The organism is Streptomyces sp. NPDC005784, from assembly GCF_042871525.1.
Taxonomy (GTDB): domain Bacteria; phylum Actinomycetota; class Actinomycetes; order Streptomycetales; family Streptomycetaceae; genus Streptomyces.
Window position 1 is genome coordinate 13,972 of sequence record NZ_JBIAIQ010000044.1, and the last position, 9,441, is coordinate 23,412.

The 9,441-nt window shown below is 69.7% G+C and carries 7 protein-coding genes; 4 read left to right on the forward strand and 3 right to left on the reverse strand.

Annotation, left to right across the window (positions count from 1 at the left end; all coding sequences use genetic code 11):
* Positions 1–127: 127 nt before the first annotated feature.
* Together ACFYR3_RS39090 and ACFYR3_RS39095 are read right to left on the reverse strand one after the other, a co-directional pair.
* Positions 128–745 (reverse strand): VOC family protein, encoded by a 618-nt coding sequence (locus ACFYR3_RS39090; RefSeq protein ID WP_356785303.1) that lies wholly within the window; start codon positions 743–745, stop codon positions 128–130.
* A 154-nt stretch (positions 746–899) separates the two neighbouring features.
* A complete protein-coding gene (locus tag ACFYR3_RS39095) occupies positions 900–1,658 on the reverse strand; it encodes an SDR family oxidoreductase (protein ID WP_389286822.1) in 759 nt (252 codons plus the stop codon).
* A gap of 752 nt (positions 1,659–2,410) precedes the next feature.
* On the opposite strand from ACFYR3_RS39095, the gene ACFYR3_RS39100 reads away from it, so the two are divergent.
* The 3 genes from ACFYR3_RS39100 (at position 2,411) to ACFYR3_RS39110 (ending at position 6,024) form a co-directional block, all read left to right on the forward strand.
* A complete protein-coding gene (locus ACFYR3_RS39100) occupies positions 2,411–3,205 on the forward strand; it encodes a hypothetical protein (RefSeq protein ID WP_356785307.1) in 795 nt (264 codons plus the stop codon).
* Positions 3,198–3,716: a GntR family transcriptional regulator gene (locus ACFYR3_RS39105; RefSeq protein ID WP_389286824.1), complete on the forward strand. Its 519-nt coding sequence runs from the start codon at positions 3,198–3,200 to the stop codon at positions 3,714–3,716. Before ACFYR3_RS39100 ends, ACFYR3_RS39105 begins: the two co-directional genes overlap by 8 nt.
* Before the next feature lie 325 nt (positions 3,717–4,041).
* On the forward strand, positions 4,042–6,024 hold the full coding sequence (locus ACFYR3_RS39110; protein WP_389286826.1) for an amino acid transporter: 1,983 nt from the start codon (positions 4,042–4,044) through the stop codon (positions 6,022–6,024).
* A 97-nt stretch (positions 6,025–6,121) separates the two neighbouring features.
* Here ACFYR3_RS39110 and ACFYR3_RS39115 read toward each other — a convergent pair whose 3' ends face one another.
* On the reverse strand, positions 6,122–6,799 hold the full coding sequence (locus ACFYR3_RS39115) for a DUF4232 domain-containing protein (protein WP_355854375.1): 678 nt from the start codon (positions 6,797–6,799) through the stop codon (positions 6,122–6,124).
* Between the two features lie 780 nt (positions 6,800–7,579).
* Here ACFYR3_RS39115 and ACFYR3_RS39120 point away from each other — a divergent pair.
* The gene (locus tag ACFYR3_RS39120; RefSeq protein WP_389286828.1) at positions 7,580–9,364 is read left to right on the forward strand and encodes a fatty acyl-AMP ligase; all 1,785 of its coding nucleotides are present in this window, start codon (positions 7,580–7,582) and stop codon (positions 9,362–9,364) included.
* Positions 9,365–9,441: the final 77 nt, after the last annotated feature.

The window sequence follows — 9,441 nt, forward strand, 5'->3', positions numbered from 1 at the left end:
CCGACCCTCGCCGCGTGAACCGGCCGATGGACGGCGGGAGTTCGTAGCGGGCCGGGGCATGGTGGAGCGTCGGTCCCTCACCCTGGGCTCGAGTCGGCGGGCGCCGATGAGCCGTGCGTCCGAACGCTCACGACGGCGGTTCCGTCCCGGCCTGCTCGCTCACCATGTACCGCGCGTACCAGTCCGGCCAGTCCGGGTCCTCCGCGCCAGTGCGCGCCTCGTGCTCACCGTGCGCTGCCGCGGCCCGCCGCAGTGCGCTCGCCAGTTCCTCGGCCGAGGCGAACGAGGTGGTCGCGGGGTCCAGCCGTCCCGGAAGCCGTGTGGTGATCTCCTGCAGGAGCCAGCCGTTGCCGTCCGGGTCGCTGAACGACAGGAAGGAGCCGTAACTGCCGCGTTGAGGAGCGGGGCCGGGCACCCGGGCATCCGTCCCGGCGTGGTGGAAAACGCCGCCGGCGTCGTGAAACACATCGCTCGGGTCGGCGCCGCCCCGTCTCAGCTCGTCGCGGGCGGCCTCGATGTCGTCGACGACCAGGTGCAGTCCGCGAGCGGAGCCCGGGGCCTGATCAGTGACCGATCTGCCGAAGATGACCGAGGCCGGAGAACCCGGAGGGGTCACCTGCACCACCCGGAAGTCCCCGTCGGTGGCGACGTCCGCGTCGAGTCTCCAGCCCAGCGCCGTGTAGAAGTCCTTGGCCCGGTCGACGTCGGACACCGGCACCACGACGACCTCGAGTTTCATGTCCATGGCATGCTCCTCTCGTCTCGGACCCGGATGGGATACCGGCGACGACCTCATCCGCGAGTGGCGCCTGACCGTGCTCGACTGCCACTGCCACTGCCACTGCCACTGCGGCTTGGGCTTGGGCTTGGGCCTGGGGCAGTGAAGGGTCAGTGAACGGTCAGTGCGCGACGAGCTGCTGGCCGCCGTCGATGTCGTATGTGGCGCCGGTGAGGGCGCCGTTGGCCATGATGTGCAGTGCGAGAGCGGCGACGTCCTCAGGTCCGACCACCCGGCCGATGGGCAGTGTCTTCCTCAACTCCTCGCGGCGCGCGTCGAGTCGGTCACCGAGGAGGGAGGCCGACAGCGATGTGTCCACGAACCCGGCCGCGATGAGGTTGACCCGAACAGGGGCGACCTCCAGTGCCAGGTTGGCGGTCAGAGCCGGCAGCGCCGCGGTGAGAGCGCCCGTCACGGCCATCCCGAGCGCGGGCCGCCGACCGCCGGTGCCGCCGATGAACAGCAGCGTTCCCCCGGCTCTGACTTTCTCCCGGCTCGCCCGTGCCACTGCCAGCATCATCGCGATACGCCCGCCGAAGTCATACCCGGACTTGGCCAGGTCGAGTTCGGCGATGGGGGTGTACGACGGGCTGCCCGCGGTGACCATGACATGGTCGACCTGCCCCGGCAGTTCGCCGATGAAGCGCTCCAGGCGTTCGACGTCCCGGGCGTCGAACGCGGCCGTGCTCAGGGGGTTCAGTTCGTCCGCGGCCCGCTGGAGGCGTCCGGTGTCGCGCGCCACGAGAACCAGTTCGCCGCCGGCCGCACGCACCTGTCGCGCGGTCTCCAGGCCGATGCCCGCGCTGCCTCCCACCACCACGACCGTCTGCCCGGCAAATCCTCCACGTGCTCCACCGGCTTCTCCATCGGTCCCACTCACAGGGAGTCACCACCCTCAGAACACGGTTTCCGTACGTTCCCCGCTCGCGCCTACGAACGCGCGGCCTCGGCCGCTGCCGAAGGAGGTGGTGGAAGGCACCAGCCTGCTCGACCACGTGCGCAGCACGCTTGCCGCACCCCTCGGCTGGGGCTCCGCGTCGGCCGCGTCATGTCCCATGCCCTCCGACCCGGCGCGCCGATTCGTCTCTCAGTCTGTCACCCGTTCGACTGGACGGCATCCGCGCCGCGGACTGCCTGCGGGACTGGCCCCTGACGATGACTTTCCCCGTGACGAGGTCGGTCTGACTGGGCTGATGAATGCGGCAGGGCTCAGCGAGACGGTGTGGGAGACCCTGCGCTGGGGTCATCGTGCGACCGCCGACGAGTGGTGGAGCGGTCCTGCGAGTGACGTCGCCTTCGGCGGCCAGTTGGTGCAGAGCCAGATCCCGCAGATCCGTGCCGAGATCAAGCACCACGATCTGTTCAGCTCCGGGTTTTTGGTGAGGACGGTGAACTCACCTTGCCGCATACGGCGTTGCTCGCCAGCGCTCGTCGATAAGGCCATCTGCAAGGTGTGGAGTGGTGCCCAGGGCCGGAGTGCGTCCCCCGGCGTCCCCCTTTACGCCGGAGGGAACTCCCTTTGTGCCAGAAGCCGTCTCCCTGGGGATCGCCTTGTACCGAGCGTTTGACACAAGGTTCCGACCAGGGCATCTTGTACCCACTGCTTGATACAAGATTCTGGGGGATCTCCGTATGCTCGACCCCGTCCCGCTCCAGTCCCGGTTCCTCGACCACGCCGACCACTACGCCCGCTGGTCCGGTCTGGCCATCGGCATCGTGGTCGCACAGCAGTTGGTCACGATGGACAGCGACGACATCACGATGCCCCTCGTCTTCGCCATCACCGCTTTCGGCCTGTGCGCGGTGGGCGGTGTACTGCTCGGCGACGCCCTGACCCTGCGTCCCCAGGAGGCGGTACGCACCGCGAGTCTCGCCCCGCGCCTGGTCCGAGACCAAGTGCCGCCCCGTATGGCGCCCCTGCTACTCGTGCAGGCGGCGTCCCTCGTCACCATGCTGGTGCTTGGTGCGGTCACGGCCTCCTCCGACTTCGACCGGCCACGCGAAGCGGGGCGTGTCATCACCGTCACCTGCGAAGGGATGCGCACATCGCTGGGGCCCTGGCCCGGCCTGTACTACAGCGGTCCGATGGTCGCCGCCCTCGCGGTCGGAACCCCGGTCTGCGTCTGGGCCCTGCGCCGCATCGCTCACGGCCCGGGCGACGACCGGCAGCGCCGCGACCGGGCGTGGGCGATCACTGGAGCCTGGGGGCTGCTGGTGTCGAGCCAGGTGCTGCTCGTCGTGCTGATGGTCTTCGTCGCGCTCACGGACAAGGCCTGCGCCGGACCGCTGGGCGCCGCCACCATCGTGGCGATCTGCCCCCTGGGTCTGCTGGGCATGTTCACCTTCGGATGGTCCCTGGTCACCGTGGTGGCACCCCGGGCGGTCGACGACGAGGCAGCCGACGACGGGACTTTCGACGATGAGTGACCCCGCCGTCCGCGTCGACACCACCAGCCAGGTACCGCCGTACGAGCAGATCCGCGCCCAGCTGGCCGCGCTGATCCGGACCGGCCGGCTGGCCGAGGGTGAGCGCCTGCCGACCGTGCGCCAGCTCGCCGCCGACCTCGGTCTGGCGCCGGGCACCGTGGCCCGCGCCTACCGCGAGCTGGAGATGACCGAGCTGATCCGCACCCGCCGTGGCGCGGGCACCCGGGTCGCGGCGCTCCCCTCTGAATCGCACGCGCACGATGCTGGCCAACTCGCGACTCTGGTAAGGGACTTCACGTCCGCAGCCCGAGCGCTCGGTGCCGACACGGAGGACATCCTGACCGCCGTCCGCGAGGCCCTGGCCCCCGGGCCCGCCTCCTCCTCGGCCACCGCCGACAGCAGAGCGGGTGGCCCCAACACGCCAGGCGTCTTCATCGTCGACGGTGACCCGGGCGACCGCATCGAGGGCGATGCCATCGCGACGCACTCACGGCGGCCGTCCCGGAGCTAGGCCGACCGCGTAGTCACGGTGGGCGCAAGCCGCCTCTTGCCGCACGCGGTGGGACGGGCCGGCCGGCGCAGTGTCAGTTCTCCTCGTGGCCGCCGCGGTTCGGTGGCGAAGGTCTCCTCCTCCCGTTCTCCACCGTTGCCGGCGCTACCCGAACGGGCGGGTAGCGAGCTGGGTACGGGGAACAAGGGCGCCATCACCAGGGTCGGCAATGCCGCCCCGGTGATCGTGACACCTCCGCCGGGCCGCATACTCGTTGCTCGCCCGTCCGTGCCGTGAACCGGGACGGGTGCACCGAGGGCATGAACTGGAAGGACTGATGGGGGACATGAAGGTCGCGAACGAACCGGTCATACCGGCAGAGGTGGAAAGTCCCGCTCTACGGCCCCAGCCGACCGGACGCCTTGCGCTGTGGCTGCTGCGCCACCGGGTGCAGCCGGTCGGACCAGCGGCGGGCGAGGGACACGCCGAGCAGCACGCCTGGTGGAAGGTGATGTGCCTGACAGGGGTCGACTACTTCTCCAGCCTGGCCTACGTCCCGGCGATCGCCGCCCTCGCGGCAGGAGCGGTCTCGCCCCTGGCGACGCTGTTGATCGTGGCGCTGACCCTGGTGGGGATGCTGCCGATGTACCGGCGGGTGACTCATGAGAGCCCCAACGGAGCGGGGTCGGTGGCGATGCTGGAGGATCTGCTGCCGTTCTGGCGGGGCAAGCTGTTCGTCCTGGTCCTGCTCGGTTTTGTCGCCACTTCGTGGATCATCACGATCACGTTGTCCACGGCGGACGCTTCCGTGCATGTGGTGGAGAACCCCTACTTCCCGCATGTGCTGCACGGTCACGAGGTCGCTCTCACCGTGGCGTTGCTGGTGGTGCTCGGTGGAGTGTTCCTGCTCGGGTTCAGCGAAGCGGTCAAGGTGGCCATCCCCCTGGTCGTGGCCTTCCTGGCGCTCAACGCGGCTGTCATCGGCGTCGGTCTGGTGGACGTCTTCACCACGCCAGGCGCGTTCTCGGCGTGGACGGACGCCCTCGGCGACGGCGGAGGCGGTCTCGGAGATCTGGCGGGGCCCGCACTCCTGGCGTTTCCCCTGCTGGTGCTGGGCCTTTCCGGTTTCGAGACGGGCGTGAGCATGATGCCTCTCATCTCCGCGAAGGGCAGCGATCCCGAGGAGCAGAAGCAGGCACGGATCCGCAACACCCGGCGGCTTTTGACCACCGCCGCGCTCGTCATGAGCGTCTACCTGCTGGCCGCGAGTTTCGTGACCACTGTCCTCATCCCGCACAAGGAGTTCGAGTCCGGCGGCCAGGCGAACGGCCGGGCGCTGGCCTGGCTGGCGCACGAGAAGGTCGGCGAAGTGTTCGGCACCGCCTACGACATCAGCACCATACTGATCCTGTGGTTCGCGGGCGCGTCCGCGATGGCAGGGCTGATCAACATCGTGCCCAGATATCTGCCCGACTACGGCATGGCCCCGGAATGGGGACGCGCGGTACGCCCCGTCGTGATCGTCTACACCGCTCTCTGCATCATCATCACCATCGCGTTCGGTGCCGATGTCGACGCACAGGCCGGCGCCTACGCCACCGGAATCCTGGCCATGATGGTCTCCGGAGCGTTCGCCGTCACGGTTTCAGCCGTCCGCAGTCGCCGACGCGTGGCCGGTACGGGATTCGCGCTCCTCACCGCTGTCTTGTCCTACGCGCTGATGGCCAACATCGTCGACAAGCCCGACGGCATCACCATCTCGGGCATGTTCATCGCCGGCATCATCGCCGTGTCGCTGATCTCCCGGGTCTCACGCACCACTGAACTGCGCGCCGATCGGATCGTGTTCGACGACGAAGCCCGCCGGTTCATCACGGACACCCTCGCGCACGACAACGCCATCAACATCATCGCCAACCGACGACAGGCCGGCGACAGCGCCGAGTACGCCCATAAGGAGCGGGAGCAGCGCGGCACCAACCCCGTGCCCGGCCCTGCCGACGTGCTGTTCCTGGAAATCGACGTGGTCGACCCGTCCGACTTCAGTGACACCCTCTGCGTCCAGGGTGTCGAGGTGGACGGTTACCGAATCCTGCGTGCCGAGGCCCCGGCCGCTCCGAACGCCATCGCGGCGATCCTGCTCGCCCTGCGCAACGCCACAGGGGTTCAGCCGCACTGCTACTTTGCGTGGGCCGAAGGAAGTCCCTTGCGGCACATGTTCCGTTACTTCCTCCTGGGCCGCGGCGACACCGCTCCCGTCACCCGCGAAATCATCCGCAGCAACGAACGCGACCCCGACCGCCGCCCCGGCATCCACGTCGGCGGCTGAACTCTCGGCCGCACTTCGTGAGGCGGGCCGGCCAGGCTGATTCCCCCTCGCGCGCGGGGGAGCGTCAGCCCGCTGTTGACCGGCCAGGGCGTGCGGGTCAGCCGCCCTGGCCGGCGTTGCCGACCGGGCCGACCTTCACGGGGGAGCCGGTGCCGTCCGTGACGGGCAGCGTGGCGGCGCCGGGCCAGTCGAGGGTGACCGTCTTCGTCTCGTCCGGCGGGGTCACCAGCAGGCCCGTGACGCGGATGCCCGAGCCGCCCGACTTGTTGATGGGGTAGTTGATGCCGAAGGCCGTCGACTGCCCGTTCTTGAGGACGGCCGGGTTGGCCTTCTCGCCCGTGCGCTTCGCGGACAGCGACCCCGCGCTGGTCTTCAGGTCGACGCCCGCGTAGCCCGAGATCGCGCAGTCCCGCCCTCCGCTGTTCTTCAACTGCACCGTGACGGTACCGTCGGGGTCGCCGTCGATGGTGTTGTCCTTCGCCGTGATCTCCAGCTCGTCGGTGCGGCACTTGCCGACCTTGCCGTTCGCGTTGGAGCCGGTCCCGGCGGCCGTGCCCTGCCCGCCGGAGCTCTTCCCGGCAGAGCCCGTTCCGGTGGCGTCCTTCCCGCCGCCCTGATCCGAACCGCCCGGGCCCGAACCGGCGCCCGGTGAAGACGCGGTGGGCGCGGACGACGGCGCGCTCTGTCCCGTACCGTCGTCGCCGTTCTGGCAGGCCGTGAGCGAGAGACCCGCGGCAACGGCCAGGGCGGCGAAGGTGAGCTTGTGAACGCGCATCGTTTCTTCCTCAGTTTCGGTAGGAGCGCCGGCGGTGTCGGCTGCTCGGTTCGAGCGAGTGTTTCCGAGCACCAAGAGCCGCCTGTCCCGGCGATGCGTTCCGCTCAACCAGCCCGTAGTACATCCCTGTTACACGTACAGCCGGACACGACGCGCACCACCACCGGGCACGCCCCACCCGCACCTGTCCCCTGGACCCATCGTGCCGCACCCTTCCTTGCCGCCGTCCGGCGCGGGAAATGGGGCCGAACACGGCTCGCCACACCGCGCCGGGCAACGCCGCCGGCGGGCCAGGACGGCAGTTCCCGCCACCGTTCCCGCACCTGCCGGCGGCAGCCACCCGCTGGGACAGACCCGTAACCCGGCGGACCTTGACCCCGGCCACGTGGGCCGAACCGGATGTCGGGGGAGTGCCGGGTGGCCCGAACGCTGTTCGGAGCGCGTGACGCGGCACACATGTTTTCCGGTGCGGCCCGCGTACCAGCCACTTCACCCGGTTCACGGGTGGTGACCGACTGTCAGAACGCCCAATTCCGCATTTAGTACCCGGGGTTACATCTGCGGGGCCGGTCGGACTTGCTACTGTGTTACTCGTTGGTAGCAATCCGTAGGGGGCCACGGGGAGCCGGCGCGAGCATCGCCGCCGCTTCCCGGGCGGATTGGTCGAGAAGGACGTTCTGGCAAGGGGGCCAGGCGGCCACGGCATCTGCGCGTACCTATGACGCGGCCTCTGAACTTCAGTCTTCTCGCTCACTTATCCGAACAGGTGAGACTCCTCTTATGGCTCGTTCCCTGGTCGATCTGCTGACCACGCACGCCTCCCGACAGCCCGACCGGACTGCCTACCGGTACCTCGTCACGGGTGACTGCGACGGAGAGATCCAGGACATCTCCTACGGACGGCTCGCCGAGCGGTCGCGGGCCGTCGCCGCCTGGCTGCAGGAGCGCGGCCTGGCCGGTTCCCGCGCCATGCTGCTGTATCCGCCCGGCATCGAGTTCATCTGCGGTTACCTCGGCTGTCTTTCGGCCGGGGTCGTCGCCGTACCGGGCCTGCCCCCGCAGGGGCGGTTGCAGAACCACCGCGCCCTGCTCCGGATGAAGCGCCTGATCGCCGACGCGGACGCCAAGGTGATCCTGGGCGGCCGCGAGGTGATCGCGGCCCTCGCCACCATGTCGGAACACCTGCCCGAACTGGCCGAGATCACCTGCGTCGCCACCGAGGACATCCCCGACGAGGCGGCCGGCTCCTGGCGCGAACCCGACCTCACCGCCGACTCGGTCGCCTTCCTCCAGTACACCTCTGGGTCCACCTCCGCCCCGCGCGGGGTGATGGTGACCCACGGGAATCTGCTGGACAACGAGCGGGTCATCACGGAGCGGATGGGCCACACTCCCGACGTGATCGAGGAGTACGACCATGAGCTCTTCGTCAGTTGGTTGCCCGTCTACCATGACATGGGCCTCATCGGCCCGGTCCTGAACGCGGTCTACCTCGGCGTGACCGCCACTCTCTTCTCCCCGCTGCACTTCCTGCAGCGGCCCGAGCGCTGGCTGACCGCCATCGACCGGTACCGCCCGCACACCAGCGGCGGCCCCAACTTCGCCTACGAACTGTGCCTGAAGCACGCCACGCCGGACCTTCTCGACGGCCTCGACCTGAGCCGGTGGAAGGTCGCCTTCAACGGCGCCGAACCGGTGCGGGCCGCGACCCTGCGCCGGTTCACCGAGACCTTCGGCGCGGCCGGCTTCCGCCGTGAGGCCCTGTATCCGTGCTACGGCCTGGCCGAGGCCACGCTGATCGTCACCGGCAGCTCGGTACAGGCCCCGCCCACCCTGGCCACCGCCACCGCCACCGCCACCGCCACCGCCACCGCCACCGCCACCGACGGGGCCGGGGGCGGGCCGCACGCCGGCTCGGCGGACGTCGGGTCGGTGGACGCGGCAGCGGTCGGCTGCGGCCGGCCCGGCCCCGGCATCACTGTGGTGATCGCCGACCCCGAACGGCAGGAGGAACTGCCCGAGGGCGAGGTCGGCGAGATCTGGGTCTCCGGCGCGAGTGTCGCCAAGGGCTACTGGCGCAACGCGCTCGCCACCCGGCAGACGTTCCGGGCCACCCTCAGGGGCCGCGAGGGCCGTTTCCTGCGCACCGGCGACCTCGGATTCCTGCGGGACGGCGAACTCTTCGTCACCGGCCGTCTCAAGGACCTGATGGTCATCGACGGACGCAACCACTACCCGCAGGACCTGGAACTGTCCGCCGAGATGTCCCACTGGGCACTGCGGCCCGGCTGCACCGCCGCCTTCTCCGTGGACGGTGGAAGTGAGGGCGAGCAGCCCGTCGTCGTCGCCGAGACGGCGCCGGAGGCGGCGGGCGAGTCCGAGAAGATCATCGATCTGATCCGCGGCGCGATCGGCGAGGCACACGGCCTGCCGGTGCGCGACGTCGTGCTCGTCCACCCCGGCACCATCCCCAAGACGTCCAGCGGGAAGATCCAACGTCGTGCTTCCCGGGCGGCATATCTCGACGGCACTCTCTCCCTGGTAGGCGGGCCCGCGACGAGATGACCTCCCCCGTCGACGGCGTCCGCACACGCCGTCGGCGGCTCAACGGTGGTCCCGGGTACGTCTGTTCCCCGGGCCTA

Excerpts from the sequence above, each read along its gene's own strand:
- ACFYR3_RS39090 (WP_356785303.1), bottom strand. The coding sequence starts at position 745 with ATGGACATGAAACTCGAGGTCGTCGTGGTGCCGGTGTCCGACGTCGAC.
- ACFYR3_RS39110 (WP_389286826.1), top strand. The coding sequence starts at position 4,042 with ATGAAGGTCGCGAACGAACCGGTCATACCGGCAGAGGTGGAAAGTCCC.
- ACFYR3_RS39105 (WP_389286824.1), top strand. The coding sequence starts at position 3,198 with ATGAGTGACCCCGCCGTCCGCGTCGACACCACCAGCCAGGTACCGCCG.
- ACFYR3_RS39115 (WP_355854375.1), bottom strand. The coding sequence starts at position 6,799 with ATGCGCGTTCACAAGCTCACCTTCGCCGCCCTGGCCGTTGCCGCGGGT.
- ACFYR3_RS39120 (WP_389286828.1), top strand. The coding sequence starts at position 7,580 with ATGGCTCGTTCCCTGGTCGATCTGCTGACCACGCACGCCTCCCGACAG.
- ACFYR3_RS39100 (WP_356785307.1), top strand. The coding sequence starts at position 2,411 with ATGCTCGACCCCGTCCCGCTCCAGTCCCGGTTCCTCGACCACGCCGAC.